Genomic DNA, 23,022 nt, shown 5'->3' on the forward strand with positions numbered 1-23,022 from the left:
AGGATGTACGGCTCCGACCCTGCGCAATCAGAATTTTGTCGGCCGTGCAGCGCAAGGCTGGTGTACGCAAGGACGCTGCTGCTTCCCGGGGCAACCTGCTACGTTCCAGCGATCATTCCGCATTACAACGGTGGCGGGCTTGCCATCTACAAGTGCGCTGCCACTCCCGGGGCAGTCTCAGCACTGGGGATTGCCCAGGAGGCTGGCCCAGATGTAGCCCGACATCGGGCTGATCAACCTTTCACGGGGCAGACCTACGTCGGTCTGGAGTGAGCCGACTGTTGGTCAAACTCAGTCGCCGCCCCAGCACGCTGGAGGAGCCACCACTCGAAGACGTCAGCGGCTTTCTGCTGGCCCGACCGAGCTCGACGCAGCGGGGTTCTGGGTGTCGGCGGTTCGGTGCTGGAGGGGCGGCCTGGGATCTGGGGTGCGCAGCGTCGTCCGTGCTGTGCCTTCTACGGATGCGGTCGTCCGAGGGTACCGCGCGGTCGCCGGGGGATGCCCCAGTCGGTGGCTCGGCGAAGTACGGTTGTCGCGCTGACGCCTGCTTCCTCGGCGATGTCGTCAAGGGTGCGCTGGCGGCCGGTGTACTGCTCGGCGAGCCACTGGCGTGTCAGGAAGGAGTGGGCGCCTGCTCCGATACGCCGGGCGGGGATCTCGGCATGAGCGAGGGCAGTTTGCGCGGCGCGCCAGCTGCACGCGGCCAAAGCCGCGATGTCTTTGATGGTTCGGCGTTCGTCGACGTAGAGAAACGCCCGGCAGCAGGTGACCAGATCAGGGCGTTGGCCCAGAATTCGGGGGGCGAAGGTGTGCGCCTCGCCGGCGTACGCGGAGACCGTGCACGCTCCGCGGAGCGGTTCGAGCTCGGCCATCGCCTGCGCGAGCATCTGGTGATTGACGTCGACCAGGTCGACGTGCGCCATGCGCGGGACGACAGGCAGCAGCGCGCGGGGGACCTGGCCGGTGCCGGTCCCCAGGTCCAGCAGGACGGGCGCCGGCCCCCCGTGCAAGGTTGCGGCGAGGAGGCGTACGGCTCCGGCCGGCACGCCCGGCCGGTAGCGGGCGTACTCGCCCGCCGCCGTCCCGAACAGCGCCTCGCCCGAGGGCTCCGGGCCGGCGGACGGTTCGTCGCGGTGGTCAGGCACTGGCAGTGGTTCGTTGTTCACGCCCATCCCATCTCGGAGTAGGAGCAGCCGGAGCGGATAGCGTCGATGGCCGCGCGGGTGTAGGGCACCATCGGCTCCGGCAGGCCGTCGAGCGGCCACCATTCCCAGCGAACGCACCGGTCCGGCTCGCGTACCTCCGGCTCTCCGCACCACGCCGTCGCCCGGAAGAAGAGCTGGATGCGCGGCTCGGCATCGGCGTGGTCGAGAAGGTGGACGGTGTGCACCAGGTCCAAGTCCTCCGGTCTGATGACGAGACCGGCCTCCTCAACTGCCTCCCTGACCAGGCAGGACCGCACCGATTCCCGCTCGACGTGTCCGGCGAGCGCGTGCCAGTGCTCGGCGGCGAACGCGGCGTCGGGATGGCGCAACCCCAACAGGGTGCGTCCGTCGCGCTCCAGGTAGAGGTGGGCACCGATCACGTTCTTTACGGCACCCGCACCGCCTTGTGATGCCCTGGGGCGCTGTGCGGGTACCGGCGCGATCGCGCAGGAGGCGTTCCCAGCGTGGTGGGCGAGGATCGCCTCGTACGCCCAGGGGCACATGGAGAGGTGGGCCATGGTGTCCACGTCGAACCAGCGGAACATGATGCCTTCGGTGACCGGCAGCCGGTCGGCGTCGCCGTCCCACCGGCCCTCGTAGACCTGGATCCGACCCTCGGTGACGTGGGGGCCCGCGGCGCTCACCGTGGTGAAGAGTTTCAGGTCGGGGATGACGAGGTCGGCCTCCTCGCGCAGCTCGCGGACGATCGCTTCGTCCGGCGTCTCCTGACCTTCGGGCCCTCCTCCGATCAGTGACCACGTGCCCGGATCGCAGATCGGCTTGTTCGCGTCCCGCAGGTGCAGCAGGTACTGCCCGTGGCTGTTGGTGAGGATGATGGCGGTGCTGGTAGCCGTTGCGGGATCAACGCGCATGGCTGTCGCCTTTCTCGGAGTGCGGGTCAGGCTCGCCTGCCGTCCCCGTATCGGTGTGCGAGACGTCGGTCAGCGTCCAGGACAGGTCGCCGCAGCGGCTGGTCACCCGCTGGGCGCCGTCGGCGTCGATCTGCAGGCGGTAGGTGTGCGGTGAGCCGGCCGCGCGCCAGCGGTCGGCGACGTCATGAAACTCCGCCCAGACGTCGCGCGACCCGACGGTGGTGACTTCCCAACGGCGATGACCGACGCGGCGTGCACGCATCCAGGAGCCGCACCGGGGTGCGCCGATCGTCAGGTCTTCCGTGCTGCGGTCGCGGACGAGCCCGGGGTGGAGGTGGTCGAGGGCCAGCCACATGCCTCGGTCGGTGTCCGCCGGGGGCTCCAGCCGGCTGCGCATGGTCCGGCCGCCCTTGGAGAGGGCGATCTTCTTGCGGAAGGCGGCGGACAGGAACAGCCGGTCGAAACTGGCGCCGCCGCGGTGCCCGAACTCCACCGCGACCAGTTCCGCCTCTACAACGCCGGTCGGGGTCCTGGTGATCACGACCAGGCCCGGCCAGGACGGCGAGGAGGTGCCCAGCGTCAGCAGCGCACGCCCGCCTGGCGCGAGTTGGGCAACCAGGGCCGGCGGAATCCGGGGCATGGCGAAGGACACGAAGATCCGGTCGTACGGGCCCAACTCGGGCCAGCCGGCCAGACCATCCCCGGTCACCACAGCAGGCCGGTACCCCAAGGCCATCAGACGCGCTCGGGCGGCCTCGCTCACGTGCCGGTCGATATCGAGGGTGACGACGCCGTCGTCGCCGCAAACGAAACAGGCCACGGCGGCGGTCACGCCGGCGCCGCTGCCGACGTCCAGCACCCGCTGCCCGCGCAGCAGTCCCAGGCGCTGCAACAGGTCGGCGGTCATGCCCATTGTGCTCGACATCGCCGTCATGGCGCCCCCGGACCGGGCGTCAGCGGCCCGGCCGAGGATCGGCTCGCCATCGTGCTGGATGGACACGCTGTCCCCGCTGTAGAGAAGACCCAGCAACTCCTCCCGGTCGCCGGGCCGCGCCCAGTCCAGCAGCTCCCAGCGCGGCGGCTCGTCGGGGACGCTGCGCCGTACGTACGCCTGCGGCATCAACGTCTCGCGCGGCATGGCAAGGAGCGCATCGCGCACGGGTCCGGGGTGAAGGTCACCGGCCTCTTCCAGGCGGGCGACCATCTCCGCCCGTGCGGCCGGGACCTGTGGATCCGGCGCGGCGGGGGAAGGTGTTGCTGTGCACGGTTCGGGGAGCGCGGTGGCGGTCGGCCCCGCTTCCGTACCGCCGGTGATGGACTGCGTCACGGCATACCTCCGTCCATCGAGCCCGCCGAGGCGGGGGCGGACCCCGGCGCGGGCACAGTCGGCCCGGCTGCGGCAGGAGGTTGACCCGTGGTGTGGCCCGTGCCCTCCGGTGCCGGCGGAGGGGCAGGCATCTGTCGCAGGGCGCGCAGCGGCGAACGGGCCAGGACCACAAGCGGTACGACGAGCAGGCAGGCTCCGGCGACCAGCGCGGGGCGTACTCCGGCCCACGTGCCGAGCCCGCCGGCGAGCAGCGCGCCCAACGGCCGGGCGCCGGAGGTCAGCCAGGTGCTCACGGCCTGCATCCGGGCCTGCATGCTCTCCTCGGTGATGATCTGGCGAATCGACCGCTGGGTGGTGCCCGCCGCCCCCGCGCAGGCCAGTTGGAGGAACAGCGCGCCGCCGATCACGATCTCCCAGCCGAGCCGTGGGGAGGCCAGCAGCAGCGGGACTTGGGTGAGCGGGGTGAGCGCGAGCGCGCCGAGCATCATCGGACCGGGTCCGAACCGCCGCGCGACGGCGGGCGCGGACAGCGCCCCGGCGGCCGCGCCGAGGGCGCCGATCCCCAGGACCACGCCGAAGGCGGTCGCGCTCATCCCCAGGACCCGCAGCAGGTACAGCGCCCACAGGGTGTTGAGCGCGGCCAGTGCCAGCGAGGTGGTGGCGTTGACCCAGGTGAGCACCCTCAGCCGGTGGTCGTCGCGCACGTATCGCAGGCCCTCGGCGATCTCCGTCCGCAGTCGGCGCCGCCCGGTCCGCGTCGGGGTGGTCTCGCGGGCCTGGATGCGGGCGGTGCACCAGGCGCTGAGGAGGTAGGAGCCGACGTCTCCGAGCAGGGCGCGGGCCGGGCCGAGCAGCGCGGTCAGTGCGGCGCCGAGGTTGCTGCCGCCGGTCGCGGCGATCGCGAACAGGCTCCCGATGCGGCTGTTGCTCCGCTGGATCAGGGACCGGTCGACCAGGGTCGGCAGCAGGCTGATCGCCGCCGCGTCGTGCACCACGCCCGCGGCACCCTGAACCGCGGCGACGACCATGAGCTGCGCCAGGGTCAGTGCGTCGAGGGCCGCGGCCGCCGGGACCGTCGCCAGCGCTGTAGCGCTGACCAGGTCACCGGTGATCATCTGCCGTCGCTTGGAGTGCCGGTCGGCGAGCGCACCGGCGTGCAGAGCGAGCAGTGCGGGCGGCAGTTGCCCCCAGAACGCCAGCCAGGCCACCTGGCCGGGAGTCGCGTCGAGCTCGAGTACGGCGAGCACCGGGATCGCCATCGAGCTGATCGAGCTGCCCGCCACGCCGGCGGTCTGGCCGGTCAGGTACCGCCGGAAGTCGCGGTGCCGCCACAACGACGTGGACGAGGGGCCACCGGGCCCGGTGAGCGGGGAAGTGGTGGCGGAGGGGTTCACCGGCCCGCCTCCTCGGCCGTGGCGGCGCCGGCCTGGTAGCCGCTGGCCTGCAAGGTGAACATGGCGGCGTAGTCGCCGCCCCTCCTCATGAGCTCGTCGTGGGACCCCGATTCGACGATGCGGCCGCTGTCGAAGACGAGGATGCGGTCGCAGTCGACGACGCTGGCGAGCCGGTGGGAGATCAGCACCGTGATCTGGTCGGTACGCAGCCGGCCGCGCAGCACGGCCTCGTACACGGCGTGCTCGGACGGCGGGTCCATGCTCGCCGTCGGCTCGTCCAGGAGCAGCAGCGGCGCCGCCTTGTACAGGCCCCGGGCGACGGCGATCTTCGCCCACTGACCGCCGGAAAGCTGTTGCCCGCCCTTGAACCGCTTGGACAGCAGCGTCCTCCACTGGGCGGGAAGCGTGGCGATGACCCCGTCGGCCCCCGCGGCCCGCGCGGCGGCCATGGCCCGCTGGGGCTCGGCCTCGGTGAGGGTGCCGGTTCCGGCGGTGATGTTCGACAGCGCGCTGAAGGGGAACCGCACCGGGTCCTGCAGCACACAGGCGACCTGCCGGTGCACCGACTTGGCGTCCATCTCCCGTACATCGATGCCGTCCCAGCTCACGCTGCCCTTCTGCGGCTCGTACAGACCGGCCAGCACCTTGGCGCAGGTCGACTTCCCCGATCCGTTGAGGCCGACGAACGCCACCGTCTCCCCGGCGCGGAGGGTGAAGGAGACGCCGTCGAGCGCCGGGGTGTCCTTGCCGGGGTAGGTGAAGTGGACGTCCTGGACGGCGATTTCCCGCACCTTCTCCGGTGCCCGTGCGCCGGCCGCGCGGGGCAGGAGGCGGCGGCTGCTCTCCTGGACGGCGAGGAGGTCGTCGACCCACAGGGCGTGCTCGTAGACGAGGTGGGCGATCTCGATGAGCTGGGTGAGGGAGGACCGTCCGGACTGGATGGCCAGGACGGCGCCGGCCCCTGCGGCGAGGGGGAGCCACCCGGCGATCAGCATGGCGGCGAGCGCGGCGTAGGTGATGCCGGTGCCGACTCCGCCGACCGCGCGGCCGGCGAGGTTGATCAGGGCGGCGTTCACACCCAGGCGGGTGTCCTCTTCGGCGATCTTGACGGTCAGGCGGCGGTGCTCGTCCAGCAGGGCGTCCTGGGCGGTGTCGGAGCGCAGCTCCGCGGCCGCGTCCACGTCGAGCAGCAGCCAGGAGAAGACCCGGACGCGGCGTTGCAGCGCGTTCCAGCGCTTGAAGGAGTGGAAGCGGGCCCGCGCGCTGTGCACGGCGGCAGCCCCCACCGGCAGGACGGACAGCAGCAACAGCGGGAGCAGGGCCGGGTGGAGGATGCTCAGGACGCCGGCGGTGCCGATGAGGCCGAGGGCCGCGGAGGCCAGGGAGACGACCTGCCCGACGATCATCCGGGCGTAGAAGAGGCCGCGGTCGTTGGCGCGGTGCACCTCGTCGTGCCAGTCGGCGTCCTCGACGGCCTCGAGCCGTACGTGCGCGGTGAGGCTCAGGAACTCGCACTCCAGCGCGGTGCGGATCCTGGGCGTGACGCGTGCCTGGGCCAGCGAGACGGCGGCCTCCAGCAGGGCACGGGCGGCGAGGAAACCCGCGACGAGGAGGATCTGCGGGATGGCCGCGCGTACGCGATCGGGCGTGGGGCCCTGGGCGAACAGGTGCTGGAGGACTCCGACCGAGGCGATCAGCCCGAAGGCGGCCATCGCGGCCGAGGCCAGCTGGCAGACGACGGCCGTGACGGTGGACGCGCGGTCCGCCTGCCAGGCGAGCCGCCCGATGAGGGTGGTGATCCTGGGCAGGCGTGCCAGAACCTGGCGCACCGTGGCGCTGGCGGCGGCGCCGTCGTGGACGGACCAGTACGCCTCTTCCATCGCATCGGTCATGTCGCCGTCCTCCGGGCCGGCGGACACAGCCGTCGGCGGCAGGGGTAGCGGGGCGGACCGCGGTCCGGGAACGTTGTTGGATGCCGCATCGGTCGGCTCGCTCATGCCACCCACCTCGTATCCGGGCTGTCGATACGCCAGGACATCCCGATGATGCGGTGCGGCACCTTCGGCACCTGGGCGCAGCGCTTGCGGAGGGAGGCCGGAGCGAGGGAGTTAGCGGAGTACTGCCGCGTGCACTGGATCCTCGCTGGCAGCGGAGGAGAAGCTTTGCCGTCCTGGTTGAACTCGCGTGTGCCTGCTGTGCTCAACTGCGGTCCTCCATCCCTGATCTGTGGGCCTTGTACGACGACATCGAGGTCAACGAGGTGGACCCCGATATCGAACACGCGTGTTTGAGCCGTTGCCGGAACCCCGAGATGGAGCGCTCGACGTCGCATGTAGGGCCCACGGATCCTTGTTCGGCCCGGAGGCCCACCGATCGACCGGTGGCCGACACGCCGATGTTGGGTACGCGCGTGACGCTTGGGTTTTCGGGGCCCCGCGCCCAGGGCTGCCGTGACGGACCGGCAACGTCTTCCTGCGGGCACAAGGAGCAGCGGCGACTGGCCAGTCATCGGACCGGCTGGGAGTGTAGGAGCATGCTGGCCCTCGCGAGGTCCTCCGGTGTGTCGACCGCGAGACCGTCGTCTATGACGCGGAGCATCCGTACACCGTGGCCGTGTTCGACGAAGCGCAGCATCTCCACGCCTTCGGTGCGCTCCAGCGGCCCCTGCGGGAGGTGCCGGAACAGGCTGAGGGCCGTTCCGGTGAAGCCGTAGAGTCCGAGCTGCCGCAGGTACTTCGGGCGGTCCCCGCGCGGGTAGGGGATCGGCTGCCGGGAGAACAACAGGGCATTGCTCTCGGCGTCCACGACGACCTTGACGACGTTGTGGTTCAGGACGGCACCGACGTCGTCCAGCTCCGTATACGCGTTCACCGCGAGCGTTCCCGGCACCAGGTGTTCCAGGGCTTCCGAAACGGCCTCGATCGCGACGGGCGAGATGAACGGCTCGTCGCCTTGGACGTTGATGTACGCACCGGCGGGCAGGCGCTCCGCGCACTCTGCGACGCGATCGGTGCCGGTGAGGTGTCCCCGGTGCGCACCCACTCGATGCCCAGTTCCTGGCACGCCGCCTCGATGCGTTCGTCGTCGGTGGCGACTACCACGCCATCGAGGCGCTTCGCTTCCAGGCAGCGCTGGTGGACGTGCCACAGCAGCGGCTTGTCCCCGAGCTGTGCCAGGGGCTTCCCCGGAAAGCGGGAGGCTCCCCAGCGACACGGGATGACGGCTATGTGGCGTCGGGGCGCGGTGCTCGGCGGTGCGGCGGTGGTGGCAGCCACGGCGTACTCCCGTTGGTGGGTGTCAGGAACGGGTGGGGCGGGGGAGGAGGGCCAGCTTGGCGCGGACGGTCGGCGATGCGGCATCCTCGAAGGAGCGCCACTCGTAACCGCCGACCTCTTCGGCCTGGAGTGTCACGGTGTGTTGGGTCCGGAGGACGAAGGCCCAGCGGAAGTCCACGTGCTGGTGGGCCGGCTCGCCCTTCGCGGCGTTCGCGGCGATGTCGTGCACGTCGATGTCCAACGGCACGGTCTCAAGCCCGGGAGGGGGACGACGGCGTCACGAGGGATACCGGTCTCCTCGAATAGTTCACGTAGAGCGGCACCGGGCAGGTCCTGGTCGCCCGGCTCGTTGTGGCCGCCGGGCGCGAGGGCCTTGCCCGTCACGTTGTGGTGGATGTGCAGCACCCGGTCGCCGGCGTCGATGACGATGGCGCTGCACGTGACGTGCGTGGGGAACGTCTTGCGGCTGGTCGGATCGTCCTCGCCGTCGAAAGCGGCCAAGAGCGCGGTCAGGACGTCCGCTCGTCCGGGTAGCGGTCGAGGTACGCCTCTGCGGTGGCGCGGATGTGGTCGAGGGACGGGGGCATGGGATCACCTGTTGGAGGAGTCGAGCCAGGTCCTGGCGATGGCCTGGCGATCGGGTGCGGGCATGTCGTGCAGGCCGGGCTGGAAGCGGCCGTGGCTGAGGGCGGCGAGCGCGTCGAAGCGGGGCTGGCCCAGAACGTGGACCTCGGCGGCAGGGTGGCGCACCCACGCCTTCGCGAGAGGGAGATCCCGTTCACCCATAACGACGATGTCGCGGCTGTGCAGCGCAGGCCATGCGACCGACTCCGCCGTCCAGGCTCCGTGCTGGCGGCGTCATACCAGGCTCCCTTCGGGGAGCGGGCCGGTGTCCACGAGCCGCAGCAGGTCCTTCGGCGATTCGGCGACGAAGGGGGCCGGGGAGCTCGGGGTGCCGTAGCCCCAGCCCGCGTGCACGTACGAGACGCCGGCGCGGCGGGCCGCCTCCTGGTCGACTGCCATGTCCCCGACGTACAGCGCGTCGGCCGGGTCGGCGCCGAGGTCGATCAGGGCGAGCATGATCGGGTCCGGTGCGGGTTTGCCCCGCCCCACCCCGTTCGGAGTGCGCACCGTGGCGAACGGGACGCCGAGCTGGGCCAGCAGAGGAGTGGCTCGGTCCAACGGCTTGGACGTGACGATCCCCATCCGCCAATCGGCAGCGGCGAAGGCGTGCAGGACCTCCGCGACGCCGTCGAACTGTCGGGCGAGGTGAGAGGCGTCCGTCGATGCCTTCGAGTAGGTCTGGTGGATCGGCTCGGCGTCAGCGAGCCCGAGCTGCTCCATGATGTCGGCGAAGGGCCGACCCAGGTGGCGCTTGTACTCCTCGAATGGCACGTCCAGGCAGTGGTCTTCACGGACCTGGCGCCACGCGCTTTCCATGACTGGGCGGGTGTCGATGAGCACGCCGTCCAGGTCGAGCAGCAGCACACGTACGGCTTCGGTGTCGAAGCCCAGCCTCGTTCCGCCGGAGAGCGGCATGGGCGAGGGCGTAAACCGGGATGGCATCACGGGTCTCCAAGGGGAATTGATCAGGAGGTGATGGGCGACTCGGGGCGCCTCACGAGGGCGATCACCCTCTTGCCGCGTCCGTCTTCCGTGGGGCAGGCAGTCCAGGCGTCAGCCGTCGCAGACACGAGGTGCAGGCCCCGCCCGCTGGTGGCGTAGAGCGAGGCAATCTGAGGCACCGGGGGCTCCGGGGAGTTGTCTTCGACCTCGATCCCCACAACGCCGACCTGAAGGGCGAGCGTCAGCGTGATCTCATCGACGGGTTCGCCGTCCGTTCTGGGCAGAAGGACTCGGTCGGCGTCGGGAGTTCAGCCATGCCGCTCGGCGTTGGTGGTGAGCTCGCTGACGATCAGCTCGGCCTGGTCCAGAACGTCTTCCACCCCCCACGCCGTCAGCGCCTGGCGGGTGAAGGATCGTGCCCTGCCCGGAGCCCTGTCATCGGCGGCGAGCGTCAGGCTCTTCTGGTGTTCAGGAGCGCTGATTACGTTGCCCAGGCTTTCGATTCGGTCCATGTTCGCCTTCTCACAACTGGTGCTTGAGCCCGCGGAGGACTCGATCGGCGGATTTGTCGGAGCGGTCGAAGCGGCGGAGGTCGTGCACGAGCAGGGCCATCGGCGGGGGATGGTCGAAGTGCCGTCATTCGGACGTCGGGGCGGGTGCGCGCCCGTCGCCCCAAGCGGTCCGGGCATCGGCGCCAGTCGTGTGGCTGTTCTTCACCGGTTTCCTCCCGGACAAGGGCAGTTGGTGGTTTCGTTGACCACGAGCGAACCGCGGATCACATCGCGGCGGTATCTCCGGAGGGCTGCCGGGGCCGTCAAACCCGTCAAAGATCGTTTTGGTGAACCGAGGTAGACGATGGCGCGCGAGCGGAACGTGAAGCTGGCCGACGCGATCGCGGAAACAGGCTGGTCGCAGCCAAAGGTGGCGGCTGCCTTCGTGAGGGTCGCGGCCGAGGTAGGAGCGCAAGAACTGCTGGGCACCAGCCGCTCGCACATCGCCATGTGGGTGGCGGGAACACAGCCCTCGGGCAGAGCGCCCCTTATCTTGTGCGAGACGTTGTCCCGGCGGCTCCAACGCCCCATCACTCCTGCTGAGATCGGGCTCTCCGTGCCGGACACGGGTGAAGTGACGGCTTCGGAGTGGAACGTCGATACGCTGACTGCGCTGGTAGACCTTGGGAGAAGCGACGTGGACCTCGAACGCCGCCGACTGTTGGCCGGCGCCGCCTACTCGGTGGGCGGCTTGACCCTGCCCGGACAGCAGTGGTGGGACGAGGCACCTCAGCGGGCGAAGTCCCGCCCCCCGGCGACGAGCCGCAGAATCGGGGTCGCAGAAGTCAGTGCCGTCCGTGAGATGACGGAGTTCTTCTCTCGAAGAGACCAGCGCCACGGCGGCATGGACGGCCGTACGGCCCTGTACCAGTACCTCGTCGATGACGTCGCCAGGTACATCGGTGGAGTGTTCACCAGTGACGACACTCGTCGTGCCCTTCTCGCCGCTGCCGCCGAGGCGGTGTACGTCGCCGGCTGGATGAGCTTCGACGCCTCCCACCACGAGTCCGCGCGGCGCTACTTCACGCTGGCCCTGAAGCTCGCGGCGGAAGCGGACGACGCTCCGCTTGCCGGCCACATCCTGCGGGCGATGGCTCACCAGGCAACGGACCTCGGCCACCCACGGTTTGCCGTCGAACTCGCCACGGCCTCCGTGGCACGCAAGCGGTACACCCTGGCGACCCCCCGCGAGAGGGCGCTGCTCGGAGTGGTGCAGGCACGCAGCCTGGCCGCCGACGGGCAAAAGCGGGCCGCGATTGCAGCGCTTCTCCGGGCCGAGGACGACCTTGCTGCGGCGGACGTCGGCGACGAGGATCCGAGTCGGGTGTGGTTCTTCCAACGGGCTTCCCTGGCCCATGAGACCGCCCGCACCCTGTGGACGCTTGGCGATCTCGACGGAGCGCTTAGAGAGTTCAACAACAGCGTGTTGACCAGGAAGGCCGACACCTTCAGCCGGACCCACGCGGTGACGTTGGGCTACATGGGCCTGTGCAGGCACGTCAGGGGAACGTGGAGGCCGCGTGCCACACGTGGGCACAGGCCCTGGACGCGATGGAAGGCGTGCAGTCGGGCAGAACACGCGAGGCAGCCGTGAACATGCGCCGAGTGCTGTCCCCCTTCCGCAATCGGGGAATCAGCGTGGCGGCGGAGATCGACGAGCGCGCCAAGGCCGTACTCGAACGAGTAGCCTGACGGTGCCATGGTGGTGAAGGCGGGCATGCTGTGGTTGACCGCCTTGCCGTGCCGCGAGCGGAGAAGGGGGAACCCGTGTCCACGAAGTCCATCGAGGTGCCGGTGATCGCCGAGGTGGTCGGAGGCCACAAGGGGCGGCTCGACGACTTCAAGGGCGGTGTGGAGTCGATCATTCGGCTGCGCCCGGGGTACCCGGAGGAGACGCTGCAGGGGATCGAGGAGTTCTCCCATCTCCAGGTCACCTGGTTCTTCAACTTCGGTTCCCCCGAGGACGTCGCTCTCCACGCGCGCAGCCCGCGGGACAACCCGGAGTGGCCGGCCACGGGAACCTTCGTGCACCACAACCACCGACGTCCGGCCCGGCTCGCGACCTCGTTCCCCAGACTGCTCCGCGTCGACGGACGGGACCTGCACGTCACCGACCTCGATGCCGACGATGGCACCCTGGTGGTGGACCTGGTGGCGGTCTTCGAAGAGTTCCTGCCGCGCGGCACGGTCTCCCAGCCCTCGTGGCCCAGCGAGATGCTGAAGGACTACTGGAGGGACGCCGCCGAACGCTGACTCGGGGCATCCTCCGGAATCGAGACTGGTAGCCCGACGTGACGTGGCCGCCTGAGCGGGCGCAAAGGGCTGCTGTCGCGCAAGGTCGTACCGGGAGGCACTCATCACTCGGTGCCTCCGGCTGCGAGGGGCGGCGCGGCTGCACCTGGTGAAGCCGTTTGCTCACCGCGGATCAGCAATAGATGGGCGCGCGCTTGGTCAGCTGACTGCGCCGTTCAGCCGCTATGGCCTTGGGGCCTAGGACGAGGCGGCGGGCGATGGCGACTTGGTGGTCTGAGGAACAGTGGGGGTACTGCCGGTGCACTCAGCGCCTTCGGTATCCATGTGTGTGCCGACAGGGCGCTCGCGGGGAACGATTTACCCGCGATTCGCACGGCCTGGTAAGTCGCGCGGTCCTCCTGGCGTCCCATACGCGACCACTGAGGACAGGGAGGAGGCGGTGATCCGGGTCGATCGGGAGAACCCTGCATCCGGTGCAGTCGCGCAGCGGGCAGGATTCAACCCGGCAAACAGCCGCACAGCAACGACGGCACACGGCTCGACTGGTACATCCGGGACCGGCGCGACGCGCCCCAGTGACGACCAGCAGTTACGGGACAACGTTGCAGCTTGACGTTTATCCAGTGCGCCAGGGCTTGGTGACGACCTTGTGGTGTGCGGGTCGGTTATCGGACTCGTCCGACGTCATACCGGGCGGCGGGCCTCTGATGTTTGCCCAGGCGCTGGCCGAAGGTGTGGCGGAACACGAACACGTCTCGTTGAATCCCGTGCTCGACCCGTTCCATGATCCGGCCTCCACGCGCCGCGCCGATCTCCTCTCAGGATCAGGCCCCGGCCTCACGGACACACCGTGGACAGGGGAAACCCTGAACAAGTTAGAGCCCCGTTCGACGGCGGACCAACACGTCAAGCTCAGCTCCGAGCCGCCCTCCACACGGTGGTCCTCGCGCCCCCGATGTCAGTGCGGCGGGATACCGTCCTCATCACGCTGAGGTGAGGGGAGAACCATGGCGAGGAACGCCCGGGCCGAGCAGCTGCGGGAGTACGGCCAGTCGGTGCTGGAGGGGGCCCGGTCGGAGCAAGTCCTGCGCATGGCACGGCAGGTGAACGCCGTGTCGTACACGAGCGCGCGGGAGTACGCCGGCCGCTCGCTCTTCGAGTTGCTGCAGAACGGCTACGACGCGCATCCGAGGGACCGCGGCGACGGACGGGTCCACGTCCTTCTGGACGAGGCGGAGGGCGAGTGGGGGACGTTGTACGTCGCCAACGGCGGCACGCCCTTCACCTGGCACAACGTCAAGCAGATCTGCGAGCTCGCGCAGAGCTCGAAGGAGGTCGGCGAGGGCATCGGGAACAAGGGCGTCGGGTTCCGCAGCATCCTGTTGATCAGCGACGCGCCGGAGATCTACAGCGCGGACCCCGACAGGCCGCCCGGCGCGGAACTGGACGGGTACTGCTTCCGCTTCGCGCAGAGGGCCGACGTCGAGGAGTTCCTCGCCGGCGAGGACAACGCCCACGAGGTGGCCGCCATGTATCCGCCGCTGCAGGCACCCCTGCCGCTGGACGACGTGCCCGCGACCTGTCGGCAGCTCGCCGCCCAGGGGTACGTCACCGTCGTCCGGCTGCCCTTGCTGAGCGAGGCCGCCCGGGCCGAGGTCCGGTTGCGGATGCGCGAACTCGCGGGGGCGAAAGTACCCGTCATGCTGTTCCTCGACCGGCTTGCCGACCTGACGCTGGAACGGCGGGCCGCCGGTGGCGAGACAGGCGAAGCGAAGGAGTCTGACGACCTCCGAGAGACGCACGAGCGGCACGAGCTGACCCGCTCCGAGGAGCGCTTCGCTGTGGCGCAGGACGACGCCGGGCACGGGCTCCCCGTCTCCTGCGCGACCGTGGACCTGGGGCCGTCCGGCACCTTCCTCGTGGCCCGAAGCACCGTCGAGAAGGAACGGCTGAACAGCACGCTCGCCGAGGCCGTGGGTTCCGGGCTCCTCGACGACACGTGGCAGGAGTGGAAGCGGTCCGCCGTCGTCGAGGTCGCGCTCCCGCTGCCCGCCCCGCGCCGACCGCTGCACGGGCAGATCTACACCTTCCTGCCGATGGGCGAGGACCAGGCCGCGCCCTTCCCTGGGCACGCGAACGCCCCGTTCTTCACCAAGTTCGACCGCACCGGGATCCCCTCCGACAACCCCCTCAACGTGCTGCTGCTCGACGCGGTCGCCGAGACCTGTCTGGCGGCCGCCGCGGCATTGCGTGCGTCGCCCGAACCGTCGATGCGGCAGCTGGCCGTGGACCTGGTGAGCTGGGAGAACAAGAGGGACTCGGTGGGGCGGTTCCGCGCGGCGGCACTGCGCGTGCATGGGAACGAACTGGCCGACGTACCGCTCGTGCCCGTCCTTGCCGCGGACGGCGCCCCGCCAGAGGCGGGCTGGGCGCCGCCCCAGGGCGCGGCCCTGTGGCCTGACCTCGACCTGACGGTCCTCACGGCACACCGCGCGCACGAGGCCGGGATCGTGGTGGCGGACCCCGGGATCGGCGGCGACCGACTGAAACGGCTGGCCACCCTGTGCCGCGCCCTCGCGTGCCCGTGGGAGCCGACCCCTGAGCTCCTCGCCGACCACGTGGAGCGGATCGTCGGGTCCCTTCCACCCCTCCGGTCCGGTGAGTTCCCCGAGCAGTGGAGCGCGCTGTACGAGGACCTGGCCGCCCTCTTCGAGGACGACGGGCACGTCCTGCAGGGCAGGCAGCTGCTGCTCGCGGAGGACTGCACACTGCGGCACACCAACCGTCCCCCCGACAGGGTGGGTGCGGCCACGCGTACACGTGCACAGGGCAAGCCGACCGGTCAGGGTGCCCGTCGGGAGGCGTTCTTCCAGCCGGTGCGCACGGAGGCGAACCGCGCCGAGGGCCCGACCGTCCCCTCCCTGCTCGGCAGGCGGTTGTTCTGCCTGCACCCGGGGCTGGTCTGGCAGGACCGCGGCGAGCGTACGCGCGGGCGGTCCGCCCGTGTCTTCCTTGAAGAGGAAGGGCTCGTCCGGCCGTACGACACGAAGGGCCTGCTGGAGCACGCACGGCAGCAACTCAGCACGAGCACCGATCTCCGACTGCGGCTCCGGACCCTGCGGTTCGTCTTCCGACTGTGGCAGCCTCGGCGTTCGCTGGACGGCACGGAGGTCTCCTCGCTCGGACTGTACGTACCGTCGGCGGACGGGCGGATGATCAGGGCGAGCAGCGCCGTCTTCGGCCGGGGCTGGGGCCGCGGATCCGTCGGTGAGGACCTGGTGGCGGTGGTCGCCGCCGGGCAGGACGTGTCGAAGAGCCTCAAGGCGATCGCCGGACGCCTCATCGCCGCGCCCGAGGAGTTCGCCAAGGGGGGCGCGACCACGGCTGAGGAGTGGCGGGCGTTCCTGAGGGAGGCCGGGGTGGCCGACGGGCTGGTCCCGGTCAGGTCCCCCGACGCCGTGAGCTGGGTGGACCAGGGCCGGGAGCTCACCGCTCGGCACCTGGTCCGCATGGCGAAGGTGCCGGCCGAGGTGCAGGAGCAGTGGGAGCCGTACATCCGCAACTGGTCCCGTGCCTACTACCCTCGGACGCCGTACCGGGGAACCCCCGCCTGGCGGCTCCCCGGCCAGGACATCGTCGGACGCCTCGGCCAAGAGGCCCGGCTGGCGTATGCACGACTCGTCCTGCACGGCCTAGCCGACTGGAACGACACGAGGTTCACCAGCGTCTGGACCAGTGCCGGCAGCCAGAGTTCCCCGGACACGGAACGGGTGCCGACCCCGCTCGACGCCTTCGTCCGGGAGCAGCCGTGGCTCCCGGTGCGGGGCCGCGACCGGGCCGTCCGGTTCGTCCGGCCGGCCGACGCCTGGCACTGCCCGCCCGGGCTCGAGGAGGAGCCCTCGTACGCACCGACCGTCGACCATCGGCTGCGCCACCTCCTGGAACGCGGGAAGGCGGGCGACCGCCTGCGGGAGATGGGGCTGCCGACCTGGGACGACCCCCGGGACAGCGACCGCGCCATCGCCGCGCTGGGACGGCTCGCGGCGGAGGGCGCGTTGGGGGCCGAGGACCGGCCCGCCGCGCAGCGCGCCAACGAACGCGCCTGGAGGCACCTCGTGCGGCAGCCTCATCCCTCGCTGCCCGAGGGCGCCAGTCTGCTCGCCGAGTCCGGGGACCGGCTGATCGGCGTGCCGCTGTCCGACCTGGACGGCGGGGAGAGCGATGGCGATAGCGATGCCGAGACCGTGCTCTACGTCAGTGGTGAACGCGACGGTCTGACAGCCCTGCTGGTACGGGAGACGGGGCGCCCCCTGCTGACCCTTCCGGGTGTCTCGGCGGCGGCCGCCGAGCTGCTGGCGGACGACCACACCGCCACCGTCCGGCACACCGACGACCTGATGTTCACAGTGACCGTGGACGGGGCACGGGTGGACCCCGCGGCCATGGGAGAGCCACTGGTCCAGCAGCTGCCCTGGCTCACGCTGGCCGTGGGCGTCCTCTCCGACCACCTGGCGCGCGGCCCCAGGGCGAGCGAGGCGGAGCTGAGCGAGCTGACGTCCCTGGTCCGGAGCGTACGTCTGTACCGCTACCGCTCCTGGGACATCGAGCTCGACGGTCGGCCCGTGACATTGCCGGGCCGCCTCGCCGGAGTGCTGCCGCTGCCCGATCCGAAATATCCGCTCGTCCTCGCCCCGATAGGCGAGCCGGGCTGGACCGAGACCACTCGCATCGTGGTGGCCGTCGCCGAGCTGCTGGGGCGGCGGGAGTTCGGTGGCCGACTGCGCCTCGCCGCCCACCAGCTCGCCTCCCGCCACGCCGACCTGCGCGACCCGGGCCATGAAGAACTCGCCGACGCCCTGGAAGTCACGGTCCACCAGGTCGAGGAGACGAGCCGCCGGATCGACGGGGCCATCGGCGTCGTCCTGGAGCGCTGCCGGCCCTTCCTCTTCCACCTGCTCGGCTCGGAGGCGGCGAACTCGCTGTTGCTGCCGCCGCCGGGCGACACCCGGGAATTCCAGGCCCACCTCGAGGAGCACGCCGCCGAGTTCCCGGTCCCCGTGTCGGAGTTCATCGCCAGGGCCCGCGCGGCCCGCGGTACGGACGAACTGCGGCGCGACCTGGGCATCGGATTCGCCGAGCTGAACGACACCCTGCGCGCGATGGGCCCGCCCCTGGAACCGGTCAGCCACGCCGACGAGCACGAGGAGGCGCTCCGCACCTACCTGGACCTGCGCAAGAAGGACCTGTTGAACCGGCTGCGCTGGGCGGTGCTGGAGGACTTCGACGCGCGCCGTCCGATGCCCGACTGGCCCTCGGTCCGGGCCCTGGACTGGATCACCGCGCCGGAGGGATGGGCGTACACCGTGGACACGGCCGACGCGGGGAGCCTGGAGACGCACGTGGAGGAGCAGCTGGCGCTGCGCCTGGGCCGCCCGGTGCCGTTGCCCGGGTCGGGCGAACGCCTGCCCGCCCCCGACCAGGTACGCGGCGCGAACCTCCGTACGATCACCGGCCTGGCCGCCGACCTCGCGGTCCTGGTCAGGGCGGCCGGACACCCGTTGCCCGCGGCCCTGACCGGAGCCGAGCCCGCCGAGGAGGTCACCGCGCGGCTGGAGGCCGCGGGCGCGCTGGACTTCCGACCCTTGTCGCCCACCGATATCGTCGGCTGGCTGGCGGCCCTCGGCCAGTGGCCCGACGGGATGGCGGTGGCGACGGATCCCGGCCGGCACGGGCTGTCCGAGGCCGACCTGGACCGGGTGCGCAACGCGGCAGAACACGAGCGCCGCGAACGGGAGCGCAAACGGCGGTCGATCTCCGTCGGCGGCCGCGACTTCGACGTGTACTCGGGCGACTACACCGCCCTCACCCGCGAACTCGACCGGGTCCTGCAGAGCGGTTCGGCGCCGGGCATCACCGCCGCCGGGGCGCTCCGCTTCACGGACCCCCGTCCCCAGACCGGGCGCACCCAGGCCACCGGTCGCACTCGCGGGTGGCGGTACGGGGGCGGCACGGACAGCGGGCTGACCACGGCCCAGCGAGAGGCCATCGGGTACGTGGGCGAGTGGTACGCGTACCAGTTCCTGTGTGCGCGCTACCCGGACCGCATGGACGAGAGCGGCTGGGTGTCGAGCAACCGCCGCAAAGCCTTCCCCGGCACGTCCGGCGACGACGGCCTCGGCTTCGACTTCCGGGTCGGCTCCGGCAGCCGGCCCTACCTGTATGAGGTGAAGGCGACCGGGGGCGAAGGCGGCCGCTTCGAGCTGGGGGAGAGCGAGGTCCGCGCGGCCCGCCAGCACTCGGGCAACGACCGCTGGCGCCTCCTAGTGGTCACCCACGCCCTCACCCCTCACAAGGTGGCCATCCACATGCTCCCCAACCCCTACGGCAAGCGCGGCCGGGGCCGCTACCGCGAGGAGGGCGGGGCACTGCGCTTCTCGTACCTACTGTGACCTTGACGTTTAACCCCAGCGCGAGATGAGTCGGGGTTAACCGCCAACTTAAGCTCCCGCGCCGCTCGCGATGGTGATGCAGGGCTCTCAGACGGGGGCCGGGCTCGGCCTTTAGTGGATCTTCTGCTGCTCTAGCCATTTGAAGATCTCAGCCCTTTTGTACAGGACCTTGGCGTTCCTGCCCCGGCCGAGCTTGTAGCCCTTCAAGCCCAGTTTTGATGCCTCCCTATAGACCCAGCTCGTAGACATGTTGAGCATCGCGGCGACCTCGGAAGTGGTGTCCATAAGGACGGGCTCGATGCTCCGGCGCCTGCTCGACGAGTTGTTATCGGGGCGGGTCTCGTCTGGGTGCGGCTGCGGTTCCACGGGCAAAATGGCTCCTTAAGGCTGGCCTGAGCATGATCGCGGCATCGGCTCGTGCTCTGCTCTGGCCGAATTCCAAACGTCCTTGACGCCCGTCCTGTGCCACCGCCAAGAGTCACCGGACGAGCTCTCGCCATGGTCATGGGAATCGCCGGTTTGGGTAACCGGCGGTCCGCTGCTATGTTGCCGCGCCGCTTCGGCACCTCAGATTCCTTGTTGAACTGCGGGCCACTCCCTCTGAGGCGGCGGAATAGAGGGGCCATGGGCCAGCTGACCCATGGCGGTGCGCAGCCTTCTGGTCGCCGCGCTCGCTCCTGACCGCCGCCCACACCGCCAGAGTGACGGTGATCACGGACGCCGTTCGGAGGGTGCTGCGTAGGCTTGTGCAGTCGTCATGGTGGAGCTCGGCAGGGCGGACGAAGCCCCCTGTAATCACCTGACGATGCGTCAGAAAAGTCAGCAATTGGTCAGCATCAGTCCTCAAAAACCTGGTGAAAGCTGACCGAACACGCGACTCGTTGTAGGGTAGGGAAACAGCACTTGACCTGCAAAAACGCAGGCAGGGAGCCTATGTCCAGGAGTGCCTCGATGCTGCGTACCATGTTCAAGTCCAAGATCCACCGGGCCACCGTGACGCAGGCCGACCTGCACTATGTGGGATCGGTCACCGTCGACGCCGACCTCATGGAGGCGGCCGACCTGCTGCCCGGCGAGCTCGTGCACATCGTCGACATCGACAACGGCGCCCGGCTGGAGACGTACGTCATCGAGGGCGAGCGCGGCTCCGGCGTCATCGGCATCAACGGCGCGGCGGCTCACCTCGTGCACCCCGGTGACCTGGTCATTCTCATCAGCTACGCCCAGGTCGACGACGCCGAGGCGCGCTCCCTCGTCCCGCGCGTCGTCCACGTCGACGCCGCGAACCGCGTCGTGGAGCTGGGATCCGACGCGTCCGCGCCGGTGCCCGGCAGCGACACCGCGCGCAGCCCGCACGCCGTTCCCGCGGCGCGCGCGTGACACCCGCGCTGGCGCTGCTCCACACCTCACCCGTCCACGTTCCGGTGTTCGACGCGCTGCGCGACGCGCACCACCCGGGGTTCGAGTTGCGCCACACCGTCGACGCGTCCCTGCTGGAGCGCGCCAGGACGGCGGGCCCCGAGTCCGTGGCCGACGCGGTCGGGACGGCGGTCGCCCGGGCCGTCGCCGACGGGGCGGGCGCCGTGCTGTGCACCTGCTCCACCATCGGCGCCGTCGCCGAGCGGGTACCGGCCGGCGTGCCCGTGCTGCGCGTGGACCGGCCGATGGCCGCCGCTGCCGCCCGCGAGCGCCGCGTCGTCGTGGTCGCCGCGCTCGAAGGCACCGTGGAGCCCACGGTCGACCTCATCCGCGGTGCGGCGCACGGCCGCGCGCCGTACATCCGCAGCCTGCTCGTGGACGGAGCCTGGGCGCTGTTCGAGACGGGCGACCGGGACGGCTACCTCGCGGCCGTGGTCGCCGCCGTCGACGGCGTGCGGGACGCCGATGTGATCGTGCTGGCCCAGGCGTCCATGGCGGACGCCGCCGCCCGCGCGCGCACCGCGATCCCGGTGCTCTCCAGCCCCCGCCCCGGCCTCGCGGCGGCCGTCGCCGCCGCGACTTCCGGCGCCGCCACACCCCGATGAGTGATCCCGCCGCGCGAGGGAAGGCGCAGCGCGAGAGCCTGGAGAGGCCCACCGATCCACCGAGGGGAGTGCCATGACGAGCCCGCCGACCCCCGACCCCGTACCGCCCGCGCCGACCCCGCCGCCCGGCCCGCCGACCCCGGGCCCCCCGGACCCGGTACCGCCGACGCCCGTACCGCAGCCCGGCCCTCCGGGCCCCGAGCCCGGTCCCGTCCCCGACCCCGTACCGCCCGCGCCCCCGCATCCGGGGCCGCCGCCGCCCGGCCCGCCCCCGGGCCCCGTCCCCGACCCGGTGCCCAAGCCCCCCGGCCCCGACCCCGTACCCGGGCCGGAACCGGAACCCGGCCCGATGAGCTGACCCCGCCCGGTGAGCTGAGCCCCCGGCCCGAGCGACCGCGCTCACCGGGCTGAGCCGAGCCGGGCGGCCGGCTCAGCCGGCGACCTCCGAGCGGTCCCCGCCCCAGAGAGTGTGGAACGAGCCCTCCCGGTCCGTCCGCCGGTAGGTGTGCGCCCCGAAGAAGTCCCGCTGCCCCTGCGTGAGGGCGGCGGGCAGCCGGGGCGCACGCAGCGCGTCGTAGTGCGCGAGCGCCGCCGAGAAGCCCGGCGTGGGCACGCCCTGGCGCACGGCGGTCGCCACGACCGCCCGCCAGTCGTCCTGGGCCGCGCCGATCTCCTCCGCGAACCCCTTGTCCGCCAGCAGGCTCACCAGCCCGGGCTGCGCGTCGTACGCCTCGCGGATCCGGTCCAGGAACGCCGCCCGGATGATGCAACCGGCCCGCCACAGCGAGGCGACCGCGCCCAGGTCGACGTCCCACCCGTACGCCTCGCTGCCCGCCCGGATCTGGTGGAACCCCTGCGTGTACGAGACGATCTTCGACGCGTAGAGCGCCTGCTCCACCCGGTCGGCGAAGCGCGCCGCCTCCGCTCCGTCCAGGGGCGCCGCCGCCGGTCCCGGCAGGCCGCGGGACACCTCGCGCAGCTCCGCGTGCCCGGAGAGCGAACGCGCGAACACCGCCTCGGCGATGCCCGAGACCGGCACTCCGAGATCAAGCGCGATCTGTACGGTCCAGCGGCCGGTGCCCTTCTGCTCGGCCCGGTCGGCGACGACGTCGACGAAGGGCTGTCCGGTCGCGGCGTCCGTGTGCGCGAGCACCTCCGCCGTGATCTCGATCAGATACGAGTCGAGGCGCCCCTCGTTCCAGGTACGGAACGTCTCGGCGATCTTCGCGGGGGAGTAGCCCGCGACGTCGCGCAGCAGGTGGTACGCCTCGGCGATCAGTTGCATGTCGGCGTACTCGATGCCGTTGTGCACCATCTTCACGAAGTGGCCCGCGCCGTCGGGGCCTACATGGGTGACGCACGGCGTGCCGTCCGGCGCCTTCGCGGCGATCTTCTCCAGCAGCGGGCCGAGCGACGCGTACGACTCCGCCGACCCGCCGGGCATGATGCTCGGCCCGTGCAGGGCGCCCTCCTCGCCGCCCGAGATGCCGACGCCCACGAAGTGCAGGCCGCGCTCCCGCAGTTCCTTCTCGCGCCGCCGGGTGTCCGCGACGTGCGCGTTGCCGCCGTCGATGATGACGTCCCCCGGTTCCAGCAGCGGAGCGAATTCCTCGATCACCGCGTCCGTCGGCTCACCGGCCTTGACCATGATGACCAGTCGGCGCGGGCGCTCCAGCGCCGCGACGAACTCCTCGGCGCTCTTCGCCGCCACGAACGTCCCCTCGCCGCCGAACTCCTCGACCAGCGCCTCGGTCCGGGCGAACGTCCGGTTGTGCACCGCCACGGTGAAGCCGTTGCGGGCGAAATTGCGGGCGAGGTTGCGGCCCATGACCGCGAGCCCCGTGACGCCGATCTGCGCAGTGCCACTCATGCCTGTACTCCTGGGTTCCGTAGCCGACAGCGAGGTGCCGCCCCGCGACCCGTATGCATACGCGCCACAGGAGGGGGGCGTTCACCGATCATCAAGCCCCACCGGTCACCGGAGATTCCCCGATTCGTCCAACCCCCTTGCCCGAATGTGTCTTTGAGCGCCCCGTCGTGCCACGCGTGCCCCCTTGTCACCGCCGGTCGCTCCCTCTAGCTTGGGCGCCTGTTGCACTGTGCAAG

Annotated in this window: 17 protein-coding genes and 2 pseudogenes; 5 read left to right on the forward strand and 14 right to left on the reverse strand. The window is 70.9% G+C overall.

Translation table 11 applies throughout. The features are described from left to right. Positions 1-455 precede the first annotated feature (455 nt). The 12 genes and pseudogenes from ABZZ38_RS17585 to ABZZ38_RS17640 all read right to left on the reverse strand — a co-directional run bounded on the left by ABZZ38_RS17585 (position 456) and on the right by ABZZ38_RS17640 (position 10,151). Positions 456-1,172, reverse strand: a complete 717-nt coding sequence (locus ABZZ38_RS17585) for a methyltransferase domain-containing protein (protein ID WP_356740515.1) — start codon at positions 1,170-1,172, stop codon at positions 456-458. Beyond that, a complete protein-coding gene (locus tag ABZZ38_RS17590; protein WP_356740517.1) occupies positions 1,163-2,077 on the reverse strand; it encodes an NUDIX domain-containing protein in 915 nt (304 codons plus the stop codon). Before ABZZ38_RS17590 ends, ABZZ38_RS17585 begins: the two co-directional genes overlap by 10 nt. Beyond that, on the reverse strand, positions 2,067-3,404 hold the full coding sequence (locus tag ABZZ38_RS17595) for a protein-L-isoaspartate O-methyltransferase (protein WP_356740519.1): 1,338 nt from the start codon (positions 3,402-3,404) through the stop codon (positions 2,067-2,069). Before ABZZ38_RS17595 ends, ABZZ38_RS17590 begins: the two co-directional genes overlap by 11 nt. Beyond that, positions 3,401-4,798, reverse strand: a complete 1,398-nt coding sequence (locus ABZZ38_RS17600) for an MFS transporter (RefSeq protein ID WP_356740521.1) — start codon at positions 4,796-4,798, stop codon at positions 3,401-3,403. Before ABZZ38_RS17600 ends, ABZZ38_RS17595 begins: the two co-directional genes overlap by 4 nt. Then, positions 4,795-6,690 carry an ABC transporter ATP-binding protein gene (locus ABZZ38_RS17605; RefSeq protein WP_356740523.1) on the reverse strand — a complete coding sequence of 632 codons (1,896 nt, stop codon included), beginning with the start codon at positions 6,688-6,690 and terminating at the stop codon, positions 4,795-4,797. The genes ABZZ38_RS17600 and ABZZ38_RS17605 overlap by 4 nt, the downstream gene beginning before the upstream one ends. A gap of 613 nt (positions 6,691-7,303) precedes the next feature. Then, positions 7,304-7,840 (reverse strand): 3-deoxy-manno-octulosonate cytidylyltransferase, encoded by a 537-nt coding sequence (locus tag ABZZ38_RS17610; protein ID WP_356740526.1) that lies wholly within the window; start codon positions 7,838-7,840, stop codon positions 7,304-7,306. A gap of 17 nt (positions 7,841-7,857) precedes the next feature. Continuing rightward, positions 7,858-8,157 (reverse strand): annotated as a pseudogene (locus ABZZ38_RS17615) (hypothetical protein); the annotation flags it as partial. Continuing rightward, positions 8,096-8,320, reverse strand: coding sequence for a hypothetical protein (locus ABZZ38_RS17620; RefSeq protein ID WP_356740659.1), 225 nt, complete (start codon positions 8,318-8,320; stop codon positions 8,096-8,098). The pseudogene ABZZ38_RS17615 and the gene ABZZ38_RS17620, both read right to left, overlap by 62 nt. Positions 8,321-8,391: 71 nt before the next feature. Continuing rightward, positions 8,392-8,478, reverse strand: a pseudogene (locus ABZZ38_RS17625) (NUDIX hydrolase); the annotation flags it as partial. 186 nt (positions 8,479-8,664) lie between these two features. Then, a complete protein-coding gene (locus ABZZ38_RS17630) occupies positions 8,665-8,859 on the reverse strand; it encodes a hypothetical protein (protein WP_356740528.1) in 195 nt (64 codons plus the stop codon). A 72-nt stretch (positions 8,860-8,931) separates the two neighbouring features. Continuing rightward, the gene (locus ABZZ38_RS17635; protein ID WP_356740530.1) at positions 8,932-9,612 is read right to left on the reverse strand and encodes an HAD family hydrolase; all 681 of its coding nucleotides are present in this window, start codon (positions 9,610-9,612) and stop codon (positions 8,932-8,934) included. A gap of 335 nt (positions 9,613-9,947) precedes the next feature. Continuing rightward, positions 9,948-10,151 carry a hypothetical protein gene (locus ABZZ38_RS17640; RefSeq protein ID WP_356740532.1) on the reverse strand — a complete coding sequence of 68 codons (204 nt, stop codon included), beginning with the start codon at positions 10,149-10,151 and terminating at the stop codon, positions 9,948-9,950. 343 nt (positions 10,152-10,494) lie between these two features. On the opposite strand from ABZZ38_RS17640, the gene ABZZ38_RS17645 reads away from it, so the two are divergent. From ABZZ38_RS17645 to ABZZ38_RS17655, 3 genes are all read left to right on the forward strand, one after another. Then, on the forward strand, positions 10,495-11,784 hold the full coding sequence (locus ABZZ38_RS17645) for a Tat pathway signal protein (protein WP_356740534.1): 1,290 nt from the start codon (positions 10,495-10,497) through the stop codon (positions 11,782-11,784). 173 nt (positions 11,785-11,957) lie between these two features. Continuing rightward, a complete protein-coding gene (locus ABZZ38_RS17650; RefSeq protein WP_356740536.1) occupies positions 11,958-12,443 on the forward strand; it encodes a TrmO family methyltransferase in 486 nt (161 codons plus the stop codon). Between the two features lie 1,007 nt (positions 12,444-13,450). After that, positions 13,451-18,892 carry a DUF3883 domain-containing protein gene (locus tag ABZZ38_RS17655; RefSeq protein WP_356740538.1) on the forward strand — a complete coding sequence of 1,814 codons (5,442 nt, stop codon included), beginning with the start codon at positions 13,451-13,453 and terminating at the stop codon, positions 18,890-18,892. A gap of 111 nt (positions 18,893-19,003) precedes the next feature. On the opposite strand, the gene ABZZ38_RS17660 is transcribed toward ABZZ38_RS17655, so the two are convergent. Further along, positions 19,004-19,258 carry a helix-turn-helix domain-containing protein gene (locus ABZZ38_RS17660; RefSeq protein WP_356740540.1) on the reverse strand — a complete coding sequence of 85 codons (255 nt, stop codon included), beginning with the start codon at positions 19,256-19,258 and terminating at the stop codon, positions 19,004-19,006. A 585-nt stretch (positions 19,259-19,843) separates the two neighbouring features. On the opposite strand from ABZZ38_RS17660, the gene panD reads away from it, so the two are divergent. Beyond that, a complete protein-coding gene (gene panD, locus ABZZ38_RS17665) occupies positions 19,844-20,272 on the forward strand; it encodes an aspartate 1-decarboxylase (protein ID WP_356740542.1) in 429 nt (142 codons plus the stop codon). Further along, entirely contained in the window at positions 20,269-20,916 is a 648-nt protein-coding gene (locus tag ABZZ38_RS17670) for an arylsulfatase (RefSeq protein WP_356740544.1), read from the forward strand. Before panD ends, ABZZ38_RS17670 begins: the two co-directional genes overlap by 4 nt. A 430-nt stretch (positions 20,917-21,346) precedes the next feature. Here the strand turns inward: ABZZ38_RS17670 and gndA are convergent, their stop codons facing one another. Next, positions 21,347-22,786 (reverse strand): NADP-dependent phosphogluconate dehydrogenase, encoded by a 1,440-nt coding sequence (gene gndA, locus ABZZ38_RS17675; protein ID WP_356740546.1) that lies wholly within the window; start codon positions 22,784-22,786, stop codon positions 21,347-21,349. Between the last annotated feature and the right edge of the window lie 236 nt (positions 22,787-23,022).

It is taken from the genome of Streptomyces sp. NPDC006368 (assembly GCF_040612535.1).
Taxonomy (GTDB): domain Bacteria; phylum Actinomycetota; class Actinomycetes; order Streptomycetales; family Streptomycetaceae; genus Streptomyces.